General features: G+C 35.5%; 19 protein-coding genes. 2 read left to right on the top strand and 17 right to left on the bottom strand.

Going from position 1 to position 19275, the window contains the following annotated elements:
* Positions 1–731: 731 nt before the first annotated feature.
* From ABS911_RS07470 to ABS911_RS07460, 3 genes are all read right to left on the bottom strand, one after another.
* On the bottom strand, positions 732–1979 hold the full coding sequence (locus ABS911_RS07470) for a GTPase (RefSeq protein WP_350452503.1): 1248 nt from the start codon (positions 1977–1979) through the stop codon (positions 732–734).
* 44 nt (positions 1980–2023) lie between these two features.
* Positions 2024–2893: a KPN_02809 family neutral zinc metallopeptidase gene (gene ypfJ, locus ABS911_RS07465; RefSeq protein ID WP_350467059.1), complete on the bottom strand. Its 870-nt coding sequence runs from the start codon at positions 2891–2893 to the stop codon at positions 2024–2026.
* A 197-nt stretch (positions 2894–3090) separates the two neighbouring features.
* Positions 3091–3732: a YrrS family protein gene (locus ABS911_RS07460; RefSeq protein WP_341048116.1), complete on the bottom strand. Its 642-nt coding sequence runs from the start codon at positions 3730–3732 to the stop codon at positions 3091–3093.
* A 629-nt stretch (positions 3733–4361) separates the two neighbouring features.
* Between ABS911_RS07460 and ABS911_RS07455 the strand changes: the two genes are divergently transcribed.
* Positions 4362–5339 (top strand): diaminopimelate dehydrogenase, encoded by a 978-nt coding sequence (locus tag ABS911_RS07455; protein ID WP_350467058.1) that lies wholly within the window; start codon positions 4362–4364, stop codon positions 5337–5339.
* Between the two features lie 307 nt (positions 5340–5646).
* Here the strand turns inward: ABS911_RS07455 and ABS911_RS07450 are convergent, their stop codons facing one another.
* From ABS911_RS07450 to ABS911_RS07400, 11 genes are all read right to left on the bottom strand, one after another.
* Positions 5647–6240, bottom strand: coding sequence for an ECF transporter S component (locus tag ABS911_RS07450; RefSeq protein ID WP_350467057.1), 594 nt, complete (start codon positions 6238–6240; stop codon positions 5647–5649).
* A 317-nt stretch (positions 6241–6557) separates the two neighbouring features.
* Complete coding sequence (locus ABS911_RS07445; RefSeq protein ID WP_350467056.1) at positions 6558–7418, bottom strand: MetQ/NlpA family ABC transporter substrate-binding protein; 861 nt, start codon at positions 7416–7418, stop codon at positions 6558–6560.
* A gap of 30 nt (positions 7419–7448) precedes the next feature.
* Positions 7449–8135, bottom strand: a complete 687-nt coding sequence (locus tag ABS911_RS07440; RefSeq protein WP_350467055.1) for a methionine ABC transporter permease — start codon at positions 8133–8135, stop codon at positions 7449–7451.
* Positions 8128–8865: a methionine ABC transporter ATP-binding protein gene (locus tag ABS911_RS07435; protein WP_350467054.1), complete on the bottom strand. Its 738-nt coding sequence runs from the start codon at positions 8863–8865 to the stop codon at positions 8128–8130. The genes ABS911_RS07440 and ABS911_RS07435 overlap by 8 nt, the downstream gene beginning before the upstream one ends.
* Before the next feature lie 601 nt (positions 8866–9466).
* On the bottom strand, positions 9467–9985 hold the full coding sequence (locus ABS911_RS07430; RefSeq protein ID WP_350467053.1) for a type 1 glutamine amidotransferase domain-containing protein: 519 nt from the start codon (positions 9983–9985) through the stop codon (positions 9467–9469).
* Between the two features lie 81 nt (positions 9986–10066).
* Positions 10067–10381: a hypothetical protein gene (locus ABS911_RS07425; protein WP_350467052.1), complete on the bottom strand. Its 315-nt coding sequence runs from the start codon at positions 10379–10381 to the stop codon at positions 10067–10069.
* A gap of 70 nt (positions 10382–10451) precedes the next feature.
* Positions 10452–10898 carry a MarR family winged helix-turn-helix transcriptional regulator gene (locus ABS911_RS07420; protein ID WP_350467051.1) on the bottom strand — a complete coding sequence of 149 codons (447 nt, stop codon included), beginning with the start codon at positions 10896–10898 and terminating at the stop codon, positions 10452–10454.
* A gap of 137 nt (positions 10899–11035) precedes the next feature.
* Positions 11036–11863 carry an ABC transporter ATP-binding protein gene (locus ABS911_RS07415; RefSeq protein WP_350467050.1) on the bottom strand — a complete coding sequence of 276 codons (828 nt, stop codon included), beginning with the start codon at positions 11861–11863 and terminating at the stop codon, positions 11036–11038.
* A 1-nt stretch (position 11864) separates the two neighbouring features.
* Positions 11865–12755, bottom strand: coding sequence for an ABC transporter permease (locus tag ABS911_RS07410; protein WP_350467049.1), 891 nt, complete (start codon positions 12753–12755; stop codon positions 11865–11867).
* Between the two features lie 28 nt (positions 12756–12783).
* Positions 12784–13761, bottom strand: coding sequence for a tryptophan ABC transporter substrate-binding protein (gene trpX / locus ABS911_RS07405; protein WP_350467048.1), 978 nt, complete (start codon positions 13759–13761; stop codon positions 12784–12786).
* A gap of 435 nt (positions 13762–14196) precedes the next feature.
* Positions 14197–14895: a carbonic anhydrase family protein gene (locus ABS911_RS07400; RefSeq protein WP_350467047.1), complete on the bottom strand. Its 699-nt coding sequence runs from the start codon at positions 14893–14895 to the stop codon at positions 14197–14199.
* Positions 14896–15092: 197 nt separating this feature from the next.
* Between ABS911_RS07400 and ABS911_RS07395 the strand changes: the two genes are divergently transcribed.
* The gene (locus tag ABS911_RS07395; protein ID WP_350467046.1) at positions 15093–16802 is read left to right on the top strand and encodes an NFACT RNA binding domain-containing protein; all 1710 of its coding nucleotides are present in this window, start codon (positions 15093–15095) and stop codon (positions 16800–16802) included.
* Positions 16803–16982: 180 nt separating this feature from the next.
* On the opposite strand, the gene pyrE is transcribed toward ABS911_RS07395, so the two are convergent.
* Genes pyrE through ABS911_RS07380 form a run of 3 tightly spaced genes read right to left on the bottom strand, consistent with a single transcriptional unit; the run spans position 16983 to position 19252 of the window.
* A complete protein-coding gene (gene pyrE / locus ABS911_RS07390; RefSeq protein WP_350467045.1) occupies positions 16983–17615 on the bottom strand; it encodes an orotate phosphoribosyltransferase in 633 nt (210 codons plus the stop codon).
* A complete protein-coding gene (gene pyrF, locus ABS911_RS07385) occupies positions 17608–18333 on the bottom strand; it encodes an orotidine-5'-phosphate decarboxylase (RefSeq protein ID WP_350467044.1) in 726 nt (241 codons plus the stop codon). Before pyrF ends, pyrE begins: the two co-directional genes overlap by 8 nt.
* On the bottom strand, positions 18323–19252 hold the full coding sequence (locus ABS911_RS07380; RefSeq protein ID WP_350467043.1) for a dihydroorotate dehydrogenase: 930 nt from the start codon (positions 19250–19252) through the stop codon (positions 18323–18325). The genes pyrF and ABS911_RS07380 overlap by 11 nt, the downstream gene beginning before the upstream one ends.
* Between the last annotated feature and the right edge of the window lie 23 nt (positions 19253–19275).

Genomic DNA, 19275 nt, shown 5'->3' with positions numbered 1-19275 from the left:
ATAACCGTGCATTATTAAAAGGTGTGGTTTCACGTAAGAAACAAGTTGTGCCACAATTAACTGAAGCATTAACAAAATAATAATCAAAACAACATTCGTAACGAATACAGAGTTGCGAATGTTGTTTTTTTATAGTTAAGTAAATAAACACGATTAAAATAGTCGAATTGAATAATAGTAGATTCAAAACTCTATTAAAAGCATTTAATAGATAGTTAATCACCAAAGAAATGCTAACTGAGCTTAAAAGTGTCCAAAATCGACGTAAAAAGATAAGAAACAGGAAAACTACACTTTATAACTACTTTGTATAATATATATTATGTAAACTAGTAAAAATGATAAAAAGACACTTTTATTAAAGACAGCTATTTTTGTCTATTTCCTCTCTTTTTAGATTTGTCTTACTTTTTTATTAGATATATTGATTTTTATCTTTTTCTTTATTCTTTTTCTTCGTTTTGTGTGTTTATATTTTTTTATTTATATTCGTTCTTTTTTTCGCTTGTACTTAAATTTTAATCAGTTGATTTTATTGCTGAATGAATTCTTTACGAGACTTTTTTTAAAATTAGTTTAAATGAAATATAAAAAGTATTTTTGGTTTAATTTTAGTGTCAGATATAAAATTTCTACAAACTAAAAAAGTTCGTAAAAAAAACCGAAATAAACAATTATTTCGGTTCAATGATTAGTTATTTATTTTGAGTTTAAAATTAGTCGATTTATCATTATTTATTTGATTTTTTTCGTTGGGTTAACTTTTTGAAATTACTCATAAGTTGATCTTTTTTAGATTGTTTTTTTAATTCATTTGTTTCTTTAGGTAAATCTGTTGTTAAATCAAGGTTTTTACTGATTTTAGCGCCTTTTTTAAGACGTTCTTGAAATTTTGCTTTCATTAACTGTTCAATGTTTCTTAAATCGGGGTATTTTCCATCTTTTTCTCCGGCTGCTATGATTGCTAACACTTCAATATAGCTCATAGAAAGCGCCGTTGTGATGATTGAAGCTGTTGTACCGCTAATGAGACCTCCAACAACTGTACCTGCTCCAGGAATCAATTTTATCACATTTGAAACGATGTACCTTCCCGCAAAAGTAGCTCCCCCAGTCCCTCCTATTGCTGCTACAAGACTTGCAATAGTGGCTTTGTCCATTGAAATACCAAAAATAGCCGTAATATGAGCCAATAACGTTACCTGCATGGGCACAAGAACGGATGCGTCAGAAAAAGGAATCGGTAAAAATCCTACTCCAAATGAAGTAGCGATATATCTTGTCGCCCAACTACGAGCAGAGTTCGCTTTTCGTGCAATATCTACTTGTTGGGCATTGTTAAAAGCCTTTTTTGCTTCTTCAGGTATGATTTCAAAACTTAATTCAAGTAATTCTTTTAATCCAAACGCTGGAATCGACATTTCTTCCGTTAATTTGAAATTTTCAGCCATAAGAGATACTACACCATAAATCGGTAAATTAAGGTTTTCAATATATGTTTTAAATGTTGCTGCCGGTTCACCAATTGATTGAGTCAAAACGATCACAACTGGAAGTTTTTCACTCAATTCTCTTATGAGTTCAAGTTCTGTTGGCTCTATTCGTGAAGAATTTGCATTAATACAGTAGTAAGCAAGGTGTATTTCTCCTTGAATACCTAGTTTTTTATTTTCTTTGATCGTGTCAAAAATCTCACTTTTGATTTCTTTTTGTACTTCAAGACTTAATTCCAGTCCTCTAGTATCATATAACACTAATGGGACTCCTTCTTTAGAAATACGCCTTAAGTGTTTCGTAATCGGTCTTCCGATACCGGTTAAGGCAAGATTTTCTCTAAATAAATTATTGATCAAGGTACTCTTGCCTACCCCTGTCTTTCCTACTACCATGATATTGACTGGGTTCATTTTTTTTAATTCTTCTTCTGTTTTATTTAAGATGTCTTGTACCATATTAAAGTTCTTATCTAAATTTTTCATCTTAACCTCCGTAGTTTGACTTTACACTGAAATCTAGAAACTTTTTATGGAAGTTTAAATTTAGCATTCCCGTCAAATGTATCTCCATCTTCTAAATTACCAGATTCAAATCCGTGTTCAAACCAATACATTCTTTGCTCAGAAGTACCATGAGTAAAACTTTCAGGAACAACGTATCCTTGTGCTTGTTGTTGAAGACGATCATCTCCTACTGCACCCGCAGCATTGATAGCTTCTTCGTAGTCTCCTTCTTCTAAGTAGCCTAACCCTTGAGCATAGTTTGCCCAAACACCTGCAAAATAATCTGCTTGTAGCTCAAAACGAACTTGGTATTTATTAAATTCTGTTTCACTCAGCTCGTTCCGTAAGATATTTAGTTGCTCTGTCAGTCCTAACTGAGTTTGAACATGATGACCTACTTCATGAGCAATGACATACGCCATTGCAAAATCTCCTGGAGCATTGAACTGTTGGCTTAATTCATCATAAAAGCTTAAATCAATATACAAATTAGCATCTTCTGGACAATAAAACGGACCTGTTGAAGAACCTGCGACACCACATGCTGACTGAACTGATCCAGAAAAAAGCACTAAAGTTGGTTCTTGATACTCATATCCATACTCTTGAAAAACATCCGTCCAAACATCTTCTGTATCTGCTAGGACTACCGAAACAAAATCAGCTCGCTCAGATTCTGTTTCGGTTTCTTGATAGGAACCAGTCGCTGTATTTCCACCAGGATCTGATACAACGGAGTTTAAAAAATCACCAAAATTTCCGCCACTTAAAAAAGTGAACGCCAACAGAATAAGGACCCCGCCTATTCCACCCCCAACTAACGTCTTACCACTAGTACTTTTTCCTCTGCGATCTTCTACATGATTACTTTTTCTTCTATCTTTCCAACGCATAGTCTCATTCCCCACATATATTTAAGTTATTGATACTTAAGACTATCATATCATCTTTTCTACTCAGAACAGAAATGAAAAGCGCTTGTTAAGCTACTTATTATCCCTATTCAATAAATCAGATTAAAATACACGAAAAAAACTGGTACTAAGCAATCATTCGCTTTAATACCAGTTTTTGAATTTAATTTTTAAGTTTATTGTTTATCATTTTCTTTTAACTGTTCGACTTTCGTTGGTTGCCATCCTTGATCATCTACCCATTTTAAATAAACACGATAATTTTTGGTTTGGGCACTATCTGAAACAGTAGCTACTACCTGTCCTTCCCCACTATTTTCGACCCACCATTCAATCATATCTGACTCATTTAAGCCTGTTGCAACTGAAGCAGCTTTTTTGATTTCAATACGATCTTGAGATCCATCATTAAAATTTGTGGTGTGTTCCCCTTCTTGCTCTGTTTCAACTGGTTTCCAGTCACCAGTATATGCTTCTGTTACATTTTCGTCAGTTGGTTCTGTTTCTTTTGTTTCAACAGATTCTGATTCTTGACTTTCTTCGGACTCGCTTGACTCGCTTTCAGATGATTCAGAACTAGCTTCAGAACTTGTCAATTCACTTTGTTTTGAGCTTTCTGTATCTTTTATTATAACACTTGAACTTTCTTTTGTTACTTCTTGTGGCTCATCTCCACCACTAAAAAGTGACATAACTACCAATCCGATTACAACTAATGCTGCAATAATCACTGCTACGGTTAATATCTTTATCGTTTTTCTTTCTTTATCGTATTTGTTTGAACGAGTATTCTTTTTATTATCTTTAGAATCTTTCATGTTCATGCTCCAATCTATAAATGTCATTGACTTAGTTTTGTTACTGAAAAACTTCTTAACCAGTATAACATTGAAATAGATTAAAAACGTTAAACTAGTATTACTATTCTGTTTCGTTTTTATTTTTTTCTTTTTGTTTGTCATACGGTTAAAATAGTGATTTTATTTGAAAAAGCCAAAGATCCATGCTAAACTAGATATGAAAAGAGAGATATGCGTCAACATACCCCTCTTTAGAATAGAACCGTTAAAGACGGCAGCTACTATAGAACTTAATACAAAAAGTAATCGTCCTACTCGCTAAAGCTTAGACGGTTACTTTTTTTTGTTTGACGAGATTTTTAAAACAAGAGTTGCAAAAGCTAATGCAAACATCAGTGCCTCATAAATGCTCATGAGTTTTCCTTTCTAGGGAAAGCCCAAACAAAAAACATTGGCATCACCCCTTTTTACAAGAGTTAGCCACCGCCTTAAACTTTTCTACGCTTTAAATTATATCATATGTGAAAACAAAAAAGAAATGAAGATGAACGTTTGTTCTTTTTTATCCCTTTATTGGAATCTGTTCTAATATCGATTATACTAAAAGTGAACGATGACATTTCAAATATAGATTGGAGATAAATAAAATGACTCAAAAAATTAGAATCGGTTTAGTTGGCTACGGCAATATTGGCAAAGGTGTCGAACTAGCAATTAAACAATTTAAAGATATGGAAGGTGTTGCAGTCTTTACTAGACGTAATCCTGCAACTGTAGACTCAAACTTGCCTACAGTTAGTATAGACGATATTTTAGATTACAAAGATGCTATTGACGTTTTACTATTATGTGGTGGATCAGCTACTGACCTGCCAGAGCAAGGGCCAGAACTAGCAAAACATTTTTCGACCATTGATAGTTATGATAATCATGGGAATATTCCAGCTTATTTTGAAGCAATAGATTTTGCTGCTAAAAGTGGCCAAAACGTCAGTATTATCTCTGTAGGTTGGGATCCAGGTTTATTCTCAATCAACCGAGCATTATTTGAAGCTGTTCTTCCTGTAGGACAAACATATACTTTTTGGGGCAAAGGATTGAGCCAAGGTCACTCCGACGCTATTCGACGTGTAACTGGCGTGAAAAAAGGTGTTCAATACACTGTGCCATTGGATAAAGCTTTAGAAGAAGTTCGTAAAGGTCTGAACCCTGAGCTATCTACTCGCGAAAAACACATGCGTATTTGCTACGTTGTTTCTGAAGAAGGCGCAAATCAAGCAGAAATTGAACAAACAATCAAATCAATGCCAAATTATTTTGAACCTTATGAAACAGTCGTTCATTTTATTGACGAAGAACAATTTGAAACAGATCACCAACAAATGCCTCATGGCGGATTCGTTATCCGTACGGGAGAATCAGAAACTGGAAGCAAACAAAAAGCTGAATTCCAACTTGAATTAGAAAGTAATCCTGAGTTTACTTCTTCTATCTTGGTGGCTTATGCTAGAGCTGCTGTTAAGTTTAAACAAGAAGGAAAAGCGGGTGCTTTTAGTGTATTGGATGTTCCAATGACTTACTTGTCAGATAAATCTCCTGCACAATTAAGAAAAGAATTGCTATAATAAAAGGTTGTATGACAAATGGTGTGGATGCTTTAAAGTAAAATTTCTTCTGGAATGGACGGGTTTGCTTGTGGAGCCATGGGGACCGCCTGTAAGACTACAGTCTTACAGGCGGTCCAGCTTCAAACAAATCGTAATCGCTGAAGCGCTAACGGTTTATAATTCTCATTGAATCCTATAAAAGGTTACAAGCAACCCTATTCCTTCAGAAATTTTTAGTGAGTGTTTTGATTAATCTATCAACACTAAAAATTATAGGCCCTAATAAAAAAAGTCGTAGAAGATTTTACCTCTTCTACGGCTTTTTTTATTTTTGCGTACTAAATTTCTTTAAAGGACGTGCGATAATAGGTGCAATAATAGCAGCAGCTATCGCCTCACCTACTCCATTTGTTAAGACAACTGTCCCTAAAACTCCTAACAGGTTTGAATAGTCTACTTCTAACAATGAAGCATAAGTCTCACCATAAATAATATAGATTAATCCTAATACCATTATAGTATTTGTTAATGAAGCTAAGATAGAAGAAATGATCATTGCTGTTGAATCCTTAGATACTCTTTTCTTTAATACATTATACGTATATCCAGCTACAAAACCAACGAGAATACGCGGAAGGATCGCAATAATGGGATTCCTCCATAAAAAATAATCAAACGGCGAAGCCGGCATTGTAAAGGCTTTGATCATACGAGTAATTCCCCAAACAGAACCAATGATCATACCATCTTTTGTTCCAAGTGTAATGGATACTACAATAACCGTAATATGAATAATTGTAGGATTTAAGGGAGGAATAGGAATGTACCCCAGTAATGGTACGAAATTTTGAATAATGATAATAGCTGTAAGAATACCTAAGATAGCTGTTCTATAAGCACTCCTATTTTTTTGGTACATCTTAACCCTTCTTTCTTTGGAAAAATCTATATTAAGCTTATCTACTGTTATTTTACATTATTTTGTACGTAATATCATTATAAATCTCTCTAGTCCTCAACTCATTTAAAGAATGAGTCATTCCCTATCTGAGTATGATTTAATTATTAATTGCTACCGATAATATTACTTTTTTATTAAGCAAACAATGTCTTTGTGCATACAAAAAGAGAAAAGTCCTAATGTATTGAGCTTCAAAATTAAGCATTGCTTATATTTTTGAAGCATAAATCTAGGAACTTTTCCCATGTATTAAAAAACTATTTTTTTATTTTTATTTACTTAGCTGGCTCAAATGCTGGCTCTAAATGTCCGATTTTTGATAATTCATCCAAGTAATCGTAAACTTCTTGAGATGTAAAAGCTTCGAGCAATGCTTGAATTTCAGCAGAATCTTGATTGTCTTCACGTGCAATCAATTGTATCGCAAAGGTATAGGCATCATCATCTTCTAATAAGACAGCATCTTCTGTTTTCAAACCAATACTGTCAATGTAAGTTGGGTAGTTAAAAACCAGTTCTACTCCATCTTCATATGCGCCTGTTAAATTTAATAAATCAATGTGTGTAAATGTTAAATTCTTAGGATTTTCTGTGATATCTTCTACAGTCGCTTCATGGTTGTCTATTTCGGGATCCAATGTAATCACTTCGTAGTGATCTAATATAGATAATGCTCTAGCTTCATTAGAAACGTCACTAGGAATCGCTACCTCAGCTCCATCTTCAAGTTCTTCGATTGAATCGTAAACAGGTGAATAAAATCCTACAACTGGATTATAAATTGTTTGAAGAGCCACCAAGTTTCCATCACGTTCAGTATTGAATTTTTCCATAAACGGTTTATGTTGTGCAAAGTTGGCATCTACCTCATCATTAAGTAAAGCTTCATTGTATTGGATATTATCGGATACTTCGACTAATTCCACTTTATAGGGTTCAGCGATGACCTCTCCAGCTATTTCAACAATGTCTGTCATTGGTGGCAAATGTGATGCTACTTTAATGACGATTTCTTCTTGTTCAGCCGTTCCATCGGTAGTTGCAACCTCTGATGAACTGCCTGAATCTGAATTACCTGTACCGCATGCTGCTAGAAATAAAGCCAAACTACTTAAAAATAAACCTTTTTTTATCATTAAACTCTCTCCTTTTGAAAATAAATTGTGTTACCTCTTATCGATCTTGTGCGCAATTTTTAGTCCTAACCATTGCACTAAGACGACAAAAATAATAATAATGATGATTGCTGTATACATAATATCGGTTTCATATCGTTGATAGCCATACCGAATCGCGAAGTCTCCAATTCCCCCTCCGCCAACAACTCCCATAATAGTAGAATAGGAAATAAAACTAACAAAAGCTGTAGTGAATCCAATCAATAATGAACTTCGTGCTTCTACATATAAAAATTTCCATACCAGTTGAGGAATAGTTGCTCCCATTGACTGAGCCGTTTCTATTACGCCTTTAGGAACATCTAGCAGAGACTGCTCAACAAAACGTGCATAAAGTACGATTGCAATAAGCATCATCGGAAATGATGCAGCAATTGGATCTCCTGTTGCACGCCCGTAGAATTGACGAATGGCTGGCTGCATGGCAATCACTAATAATAAAAAGGGAAATGAACGGATGATATTGACAAAAATATTGGCTAATTGATAGAGCCAATTATTTTCCACTGGTTTTCCTTTTGCCGTTAAAAAGAGCAAGGTTCCTAAAGGCAGTCCTAAAAGAATAGCAGCAACCATAGAAAAGCCCATCATAATGGCGGTTTCATATAGGCTTTCTATTAGATTTGGTGCGTGGTCAATCACGCGCTCAAGATAAATTTCCAGCGAATCAGACATTACCTAACACCTCTAACGCCCGTTGGTGATAAGACTTAAAGATTTTCTGCTCATCTTTACGTGTGACTTGAATCGTATCAATCAATCGTCCTTTTTCGATTACTGCTGCACGTGTGCACAATTCTTTAATCACTTCTAACTCATGCGTCACGATTACCACAGTCATTCCGAATTCTTGATGAGCCCTTTTTAGCACATCGACGATTTCCTTCGTTGTTCCCTGGTCTAAAGCAGACGTTGGTTCATCACAAAGCAGGATTGTCGGTCGTGTAATCAATGCACGCGCGATACCGACACGCTGCTTTTGTCCACCAGAAAGCTCAGCAGGATAACTGGTGCGTTTATCTTTCAACCCAACAAAATCCAATACGGTTTCAATCGGTAAAGTCTGTTTGTAATCATATAGTTCTAAAGGCAACAGGATGTTTTCTTCAACAGTTTTATTGCTGAGTAAATTAAATTGTTGAAAGATCATACTGATTTTTTTTTGATAGAGTCGCAATTTTTTTTTAGATAGATGCTGAACATCTACATTGTCAACCAATATCTGGCCTTCATTTGGTTTTTCTAGAGCATTGATAAAGCGCAATAAGGTTGATTTTCCTGCACCGCTTTCTCCAATGACACCAAAAAGTTCATTTTTTTCAATAGACAGACTAACCTGATCAACGGCTTTGAATGCTCCATTTTGTCCAATGAATTCTTTTGAGACCTCTTTTAATTCAATCAATTCAGAAACACCTCCTATTGTTATGAAACTGTTCCTGTTCATTAAGATAGATAACTAGCGCAAGAGTCATTTTATCTCGTTAAACTAGAGAACTTAAGTAGCATTCTGTTCTTTCGCACAAAAATTAGTATAGTTTTTTTCAAAACTAGAAACAATGAAATGTCTAATCTTTTAAATGGATAAAAAAATAAAATTTAGCAAAACTTGAAGTAGAGCGTTTTGTAGAATTCTTTTTTCTTAAAGAGAATTTAATAAAAACAATATTGTTCCTAATGGTCTTTTTAATGTTATCTATCTTAATGTAGTGAATCTAGAAATACTAACATTCCTATTCCTTTAGTAAATTCCATTGAGCATTTCTTATTATTTAGACGGTCTATGTGCTAAAAAAGTACAATAAAAAAGAGAGTGGGACAAAAAGCGTTTAGACCCGAATCACTGGAACGAATAAGCGCAGTATGGTCATCGACCATCGAGCATTGTTCGCGAAGTGGACGTCGGGTTTGCTTTTTGGAGCACGTTTTAGAATAACATTCCTATAAAAAGAAGAGGCTGGGATTTTTGTCCCAGCCTCTTCTAAAACAAATACAATTAAGTTTGTTTAATCAAATGATGCAATGTACTGTTTCATGTACTCAGGAAGATCTGGTGGTCTACGACTTGAAACGATATGTCCATCTGTAATAGCTGGAGTATCATGCCAAATAGCTCCGGCATTAGTCATATCATCTTTAATTCCAGGAGTACTAGTAACGTTGACACCATTAAGAATTCCTGCTGAAATTAATACCCAACCAGCGTGGCAAATTTGTCCGATAGGTTTCTTTTGTTGATCAAAATATTGAACGAATTCAATAACTTTTGGAAAACGTCTTAATTTATCGGGTGACCATCCTCCAGGAACTAAAATACCATCGTATTCTTCTTTAGTAATCTCTTCAAAACTATAATCAGACGTTACCGGTACCCCATATTTCCCATGATAAACAGTATCTTTCTTCTCGCCTACTAAATGTACAACAGCTCCAGCCTCTCTTAAACGCAGGACAGGATACCACAATTCTAAATCTTCAAAATCATCACTAACTAAAGCAATAATCATTTTATTTTCTACAGACATTTCTTTATTCCTCCTCAACAATTCAATATGTGACTAGCACTAGTTTATCAATTCTACTAAAGGAGTGCAATTACGGATAACTTAAATCTGATCTTCAATAAATTCTTCCATTAACTCCCGAACGGGTTCGCTGCCATAATCATTGATAAAATCTTCTAGAATGCCTAAAAAGATGCTTCCTTTTTTTGCGGTTCCTTCACTTTCATCTTCAAAAAAACGAATAAAATAATTTTGATAGTTTTTGTATCCATCTACAAATCCTAAACTTTTTATGAATCGATTTTCTTCTACTTCTGCTTCTAAATGAATATCTTGCTCTTTCAGTTCTTCACTCTGACTAATGACAAGTTCAATCAGTTCGTCTTTCGTTAAACCATTAAGTGTTTTTGGATCCATTTATTCGTCTCCTTTGTATTCATTCTTCATTCATAATTGTAACTGCTTTTGATCGAATTGCAAAAATCTTCTACTTTTCTACTTGAAAAGATTGAATGCTGCGGTTGACCCTGCCCATTAAAACAAGTAAAAGTTGTTTTTCGTCATCAGGCCAACTTTTAAAAATAGTGCTGTATGCTTTCTCAAGTTCAAATGAAACCATTAAAAGCAATTGCCGTGCTTCAGGAGTTACTGAGAGTTGACTAACTCTTTTGTCAATTCCCTGTTCCTTTAAAATAAATCCTTTTTTTTCTAATGCTTTTATTTGACGACTTAAAGTCGATTTGTCTAATTCGGAATGACTGGCCAATTCGTTTAAGGTTATTTTCTCATCTTTTATAAAAGACATAATCAAAAATCCTGATTTAGTAATCTTATGCTTATCCAATAATTGTTTTTCTAATTTAGAATAATTTTGACTAAATTCTGTGAAACGTTGGATCAACGAATGTATCGGTATTTCAGGATGGTTATCCATCTAAACGCTCCTATCTAGGTAAAGTTGCATTATACAACTAATATACGTGTATTATACAACTATCATTTAAAATTGTACACTAAAATAAAATAGTCCAAGGCACATGCCCTGAACTATTCGTTATCATTGTATTTTGCTTAACGGCTTAATAAAAGCTCATCCGATAATTGACTATTAGAATCTGTTTTATCTGTGGCTGTTTGAAAAAGAACCAATACATCTGGAACTGTTAAGTTCTCTTTTTCTTCTCCAGATAAATCAACGATTACTTTTCCACCATCTAACATGATCAACCGATTGCCATATTTTAACGCATCGTTCATATTATGTGTAATCATTAGAGCTGTCAATTCTTCTTGTTCAATTCGTCTTTTAGTCAGTTCTAAAACGACTTTTGCAGTTTTGGGATCTAATGCTGCTGTATGCTCATCTAATAATAAAAGGTCTGGTTTATTCATAGTTGCCATTAACAAAGCAATAGCTTGACGTTGTCCGCCAGATAGTAATCCCATTTCACTATCCAAACGGTTTTCTAAACCTAATCCTAATTCAGCTAAGACCTGTTTAAAGTACTCTCGTTCCTTATCCGATGTTCCTTTTCTAAGAGAACGTTTCTTTCCTCTCCGATAGGCAATAGCCAAATTTTCACCTACAGTCATTCGAGGAGCTGTTCCCATAACAGGATCTTGAAAGACACGACCAATTAATCCCGCCCGTTTTTCTTCTTTCAAAGGAGTTAAATCTTTCTCTCCCAATAGGATAGAACCTTTATCAATCATAAAATTACCAGCAATGCTGTTTAACAATGTCGATTTTCCAGCTCCGTTCCCACCAATAATCGTAATAAAATCACCTTTTTTTACTTCTAAGTTTAAATCATTCAACACGGTGTTTTGATTAGGTGTTCCTTTATTGAATTGTTTCGTTAGTCCTTTTAATGATAAAACTGGTGTATTAGTAGTCATCTTACAACAACTCCTTTTTTTGGAAGAAATTCAAATTATATTTTGTACGTATACTTGGCAATGCTAGACAGAAAGCTAAAATAATTGCTGAAATAAGTTTCAAATCATTTGGCTGTAATCCAATCAGTAAAACGAACATGATGATAAAACGATAAATAATCGCTCCTAAAATGACACAAATCAGACGGTTAACAAAAGATAAGTTTCCAAAAATCACTTCACCAATAATAACTGAAGCTAGACCGATAACGATAGTCCCGATACCCATACTGATATCAGCATAACCATTATCTTGAGCAATAAGTGCTCCTGCAGCAGAAACCAGTCCATTTGAAAGCATAAGTCCGAGTATTTTAGTTTGATTGGTAGAAATCCCCAATGAACGTGCCATTTTTTCATTATCACCAGTTGCAATAACAGCTTGACCCAATTCTGTTTTGAAAAATAAGACCAACAATGTAATCACGATACAAACAAGAATGATCCCTAAAAAAATCGTATCAAATTGGCTAGGTAGATTAAATCCAGTAAAGAAATCGGTTAATCTAGCCTCTCCAAGTAAACTCAAGTTAGCTCGTTTCATAATACGTAAATTAATAGAATATAAACCAGTCATCGTTAATATTCCTGCTAATAATCCAGGAATATGAGCTTTTGTAATGAGAAACCCGGTAACTGCACCAGCCAAAGCTCCTATGACGAATGCAATGGCGGTTGCAGTTAAAGGATGAATGCCTGAAATAATAAGTTGAGCACATACTGCAGCTCCTAAAGGAAAGGAACCCTCTGCCGTCATATCTGGTAAATCTAAAATACGATAAGTAATGAATATGCCTAAAGCCATCATACCCCACAATAAACCTTGTGCTGTTGCTGTAACAATTAAATCCATTTGATTTCCTCCACTCTAGTTAATTAAGCTATTCTTTGGCTTTTTCCAATACCTGAGTTGGAATAGTAATACCAAGCTGTTCAGCTTTTTCTTCATTGATGATGATTTCCCCTTGATCGAGATAGCGAATAGAAGTAGTTGCAGGATCTGCATCACCATTTAAAATAGCTACTACCATTTCACCGGTCAAACGACCTAATTCATATTGATCTAATCCAACAGTTGCTAAGCCGCCTTCTTCTACCATTGTATCTACAGCTGGAAAAATTGGGATCAGATTTGAATCTGCAGCGGACACTAATGTGTTCATTGCACTAGCTATCGTATTATCGGTAGGAACCCATATAGCGTCAACTTGTGCAGCTAAGGTAGATGCTACCTGAGCAACATCGTTCGTTGAAGAAACCGTCATGACTTGAGTACCCAATCCCATTTCTTCAGCAATCTCAATGGCTTGTTCAGCTTGTACAATGGAATTATCTTCACTTGATGAATATAAAATACCGATTGTTTGAGCTTCTGGTAAAATTTCCTTAATCAAGGAAAATTGTTCTTTAATAGGTGTTAGGTCACTCACCCCTGTAATGTTCCCACCAGGAGCTTCATTGCTTTCAATTAATCCAGAGCCCTCAGGATCCGTAACAGCACCTAACACTATAGGAATATCTTGAGAGCTGTTCGCTAATGCTTGAGCTGAAGGAGTTGCTATACCGACCATCACATCAGCTCCTCTACTAACAAATCGAGTACTCATCGAATTTAAATTGCTTTGGTCACCTTGAGCATTTTGAAAATCCAATGTCATTGTTTCTCCGTCAATAAAACCCGCATCATTTAACTCATCTACAATTCCTTTATAAATGAGGTCAAGGGCTGGATGACTTGTCAGTTGTAGAATACCAACCATAGGTTTTTCTTTTTTTGTAACTGTTTCAGTTTTAGTAGTAAAAAAAGCAACAGTTAAGAGTGCTACCAAACAAATAATGAAGCCAATCATTTTTTTCATATCCTTCATCCTCCAATAGTGATTAAGTTTTATTTAGCCTTACCAACAAAGTCGCCATCGTTTCTTTTCCATTGTACACACCCCAATAATCAAAATAAAAAAAACAGCTGCCACAAATATCCGTGGAAGCTGTTTTTATGCAAAACAAAATCCACATAGAAATAGAATTAAGTATTCTCTCTATGTGGATTGGAAGTATAGACTGTCTTCAAATAAACCAACATAGATACATACATTCAGTACACTGAAGGTTGCATCTATGAGCGTTCTCATGGATCAACCTATCTATCTTGGCTTTGCCAACTGCTATTCAATTGTCCAATATAAGATAAGTTATTTAGCATCCTGAGAACTCCTTTGTTGTTTTTCTATTACGACAATCTTACTAGTTGTGTTGTGACGTGTCAAGCAATAAAATGATAAATACATGAACCATTAAAAATCTGATAAGTAAATCGGTCGGCCTGATCTAGGTTGTAGTGGTCTATTTGTTTTCCCGACATTTCGTTTAAATGCTTGAAGTAAACCTTGTCTCATGTATGTTTGATGTCGGAATACGATCCACTCTACCGGACCTGACGTTGGAGGTGTGGTTAACGATCCAGTATAATGATAAAATTGTTTTTTTTCTGGCAATAGACGGCTCAATTCGATTGGAACAGTCAAGCCTCTTCCAGCAATACGCGGATGTAAAGCTCTCTCATCTATTGCTGCTAATACAGTATTCATCGGGCGTTCTGAAGGCAATACAGTGACTCCTACAACGAGAAGATCATTTTTCACAGAACGGTGCACCAAATGAAATTCTAATGGAAAAGATTCTTGATTGATTTCATGCTCACTTGGCAAATGAAAATGAAGATCTTCTAAAAAATATTTTTTATGCTTAAAGGTAACAAAGTTTACTTTTTCATTTGTTTTTGGCGATAAATGAACAGTATGATTAAAAAAAGACGATTCAAATAACGTTCTATTGTAATCAAATCTCAGTGAATGCTGTGAGATAGTTAAGTTTGCTTGATCATCATCTAATGCGATTGGCGATTGTAAACAGTCTGTTTCTGCTTGATAAAAGGCTGAACAAATGGTTTTCCAATTGTCTGGACCTCTATCTCCTTGGTAATTCCATTCCATTTGTTTCCCTCCTAGAGTTTCCAATAGTTATTGTATCTTTTTTTATTCTTAATATGCAACTATTTGCATCCAATATTCTACTAACCATTTTTAATAAAAAAGTGGTATACTGATAAATACAGCACGATTAAGACTGATTGGTTTAATCAATTAAATAGAATCGATTCAACTAGTCGATCATGAAAGAAGGGAAATACATGTCATTTGATGGTATTTTTACCCATGCGATGGTAAATGAATTAGGTGAAGCATTAAAAAATGGACGAGTATCAAAAATCCATCAACCATATCCAAACGAAATAATTGTTGTGATGAGAGCAAATGGAAAAAATCATAAATTACTCTTATCTGCTCATCCAAGCTATGCACGTATTCAACTAACAGAGATTCCTTATGAAAATCCTAGCTCTCCTCCAAATTTTTGTATGATCATGAGAAAACACCTTGAAGGAGCTATTTTAGAAGATATTCAACAAGTAGGCAATGACCGTGTCATTCATTTTAGGTTTAAGAGCCGAGATGAAATTGGCGATGTTCAAAATGTTATCTTGATTGTAGAATTGATGGGACGACACAGTAATATTCTTCTGATAGAGCAAGATACACAACGTATTTTAGATACGATCAAACATGTACCGACGAGTCAAAATTCATTCCGTTTTATTATGCCTGGTGCTACTTACCAATCTCCACCTCACCAAGACAAACTGAATCCCTTTGAAACAAGCAGTTCTGAATTAGCTGAATTACTAACCGCTTTTGAAGATCCAGATTTGCCTTACGAAAAACGATTGCAGCAAATTTATCAAGGAATCGGTGCGGATACGGCAAAAGAACTCTTTTATCGAAGTGAAAATAATGTGGAAAATTTATCGGTCTTATTTGATTCGTTTATGGATAATGTGCGTAGTGGAAATATCTCGCCGACCTTAACAATTGGTGTTAAAAAAGAATTTTTTACCCCACTTCCTTATTTAAGTATTGAAGGAGAACATGTGGGTTATCCTACTTTAAGCAAATTGCTTGATAAGTACTACGAGAGTAAAGCAGACAGAGACCGTGTTCAGCAGCAAGGATCAGATCTAATTCATTTGATTCAAGTGGAACTCCAACGAAATAAGAAAAAAATGAAAAAACTTCAAAAGACGCTTGATGAAACTGAATTAGCCGATGAATACAGAGTCCAAGGTGAATTATTAACAGCTTATCTTTACAAAATGACCAAAGGACAAAAAGAAGTTACGTTAACTAATTTTTATGATAATGAAAAACCTATGACGATTTCTCTTGATCCTAGGAAAACACCTTCTCAAAATGCACAAAAATATTTTTCGAAATACCAAAAATTAAAAAATGCTATTGCATATGTCAACGAGCAAATGCGCTTAACTCAAGAAGAAATCGATTACTTGGAGTCTGTTTCAACACAACTAGAATTAGCTACTCCAAAAGATATTGCTGAAATTAAAGAAGAATTGATTCAGCAAGGCTATATGAAGAAAAAGAAAACCAAGAAAAAACAAAAGCAAGCTAAATTAAGCCAACCGGATCTTTACCGATCTTCAGATGGAACTCCTATTTTAGTAGGGAAAAACAATTTACAAAATGATCAATTAACCCTTAAAACTGCACGGAAATCAGATATTTGGTTGCACACAAAAAACATTCCAGGTTCACATGTGATCATTCAGTCTGCTGATCCTAGCGAAGAAACAATTTTAGAAGCGGCTAATATAGCTGCCTACTTCTCTAAATCACAGCTGTCTGCATCTGTTCCAGTAGATTATGTCGACGTGAAAAAAATTCGGAAACCGAATGGAGCAAAACCTGGATTTGTGATCTATGAGGGTCAACGTACAGTTTATGTTACCCCAGATAAAGAGTTAGTCAATCGCTTAAAAGAATGATTATTACACTTGTTTTTAAATTTAATGGGGCTGGGACATAAGTATTTTTGCGGAAAAAGTAGTCCCACTTTCATTAGTTCTAACAGATATTTAGCAAAATACACTCCCACTACTGAACAAAATAGTTCATAGTTTTGGGAGTGTATTTTTTTTGAGAGCCTTTTTGTCCCAGCCTCTTTTTTAGTTGTTCGACCAATTTACTGGATCATTTTTCCATTCTTGTAGCAGTGCTATCTCAGACTCTTTAATTATTCCTCTTTCAAATGCTGTTTCAATCAGCGTAGAATAATGAGTTAATGTAACTAATGGAAGCTTGTTTTTTTCAAAATTTTCTATTCCTTGCGGCAGCTCATAATTAAAGATGGCTGCTACACCAAGAATATCCGCTCCTTCACTAGCTGCTGCCTGCGCAGCTTCGATGACACTTCCACCTGTAGAAATCAAATCTTCGATCACAACCATTTTTTGATTATCCGATATTCGACCTTCGATTTGATTCCCTTTACCGTGATCTTTTGCCTTACTACGAATGTACACCATTGGCAAATCAAGTAAGTCTGCTACCCATGCAGCATGTGGAATACCTGCAGTAGCTGTTCCGGCAATGACTTCTACTTCTGGATAGTGGGTAGTAATCATTTTAGCTAACCCTTGTGCTATCTCTCGTCTTACGGCTGGATAACTCATCGTAATGCGATTGTCACAGTAAATCGGACTTTTCATTCCACTAGCCCAAGTAAAGGGATTTGTTGGATTTAAGCTTACTGCGTCAATCGATAATAGTTGTTCAGCAATTCGTTTTTCACTAGTCATGATTCATATCGCCTCCTTGCCATTGCTCTTTTATTGCATGATAAGCAGCCATCGAATCAGCTGCTTGTGTGATAGGACGGCCAACAACGATCATGGACGCACCAATTTCTCTAGCACTCGATGGCGTAGCAATTCTTTTTTGATCGCCAACATCTGATCCAGCTAAACGTATACCAGGTGTGACACATAAAAATTCTTTTCCAGTCGCTTCTCTAATACTTTTCGCCTCTAGAGCTGAACAAACAACACCGTCTAAACCAGCTGACTGAGTTAATTTAGCGTAATGAAGAACACTTTCCATTAACGATACGGGAATCAACTGGTCTTGTTGCATCATAGTTTGTGTTGTAGATGTCAATTGAGTGACCGCAATCAATTTAGGCCGTTGATGGCCTGTTGGAGTACCTGAAAGTAACCCCTCCATTGCAGCTTCCATCATAGATTTACCGCCAGCAGCATGAACATTGATCATATCGACACCCAAGGCTGCTATTCCCTTCATTGATCGTTGAACAGTATTCGGGATATCGTGCAGTTTTAGATCTAAAAAAACATCATGACCTAATTGTTTAAGCTTCGTTACAATTTCAGGACCATTTTGGTAAAACAGTTCCATGCCAACTTTAACAAATAACGGTTCATCCTTAAACTGGTCTAAGAAATGAGTTACTTGAGGTAGCGTCGAGAAATCTAAGGCAATGATTGGTCTACTTTCCATCTCGTTGCCCCTCCTTCACTTCTTTCATTAGCGATTCAATCGACTCAATACCAAGTTCATCCATTCGCTTAGGTAAATCCTCGATCAATTCTTTGCAAATCATCGGATTAGCATAATTAGCTGTACCGATTGCAACTGCGCTAGCGCCAGCCATGAACATCTCAAGCACATCATCAACTGTTGAAATACCTCCCATACCAATAATTGGAATAGAAACCGCACGAGATACTTGATAGACCATCCGTATAGCGATCGATTTGATAGCTGGACCGGAAAGTCCGCCTGTTTTATTTGCTAAGATCGGTCTTTTGGTCTCAACATCAATACTCATTCCCAATAATGTATTAATCATGCTGATGCCGTCTGCCCCACCTTTTTCAGCAGCTTGAGCAATTTCGACAATATTGGTTACATTAGGGGTCAGTTTAATATAAATCGGAATCGTGGAAACAGCTTTTACTGCTTTTGTGATGTCGTATACTGATTCAGGTTTAGAACCAAATGTTAACCCACCCTCCTTGACATTTGGGCAGGATACATTGATTTCAAGGGCACGAACGGTTGGTGATTGACATAGTTTTTTTGTGACTTCAATATATTCTTCAATTGTTGTACCGGCAACACTAGCAATCACGGGCGTTTCAAATTTAGCTAACAACGGTAATTTCTCAGCTACGATCACGTCCACTCCGGGGTTTTTTAATCCTACCGCATTTAAAACGCCATTTTCTAAGTGATGATAACGCGGATTCGCATTTCCTTCTCGTGCATCAATTGTCGTTGACTTGATGATGATGGCTCCTAATATATTGTAGTCATATTGATCCAAATAGAGTTCACCAAACCCAAATGTTCCACTGGCCGGCATAATAGGATTTTTTAAATCTAACCCTGGTAATTTTACTGTTAAGCGATTCATTTTCTAACCCCCGTTTTGTTCTT

The organism is Carnobacterium sp. (assembly GCF_040274425.1).
The sequence above is the reverse complement of the archived record's forward strand: the minus strand, read 5'-3'. Positions and strand labels throughout refer to the sequence as shown.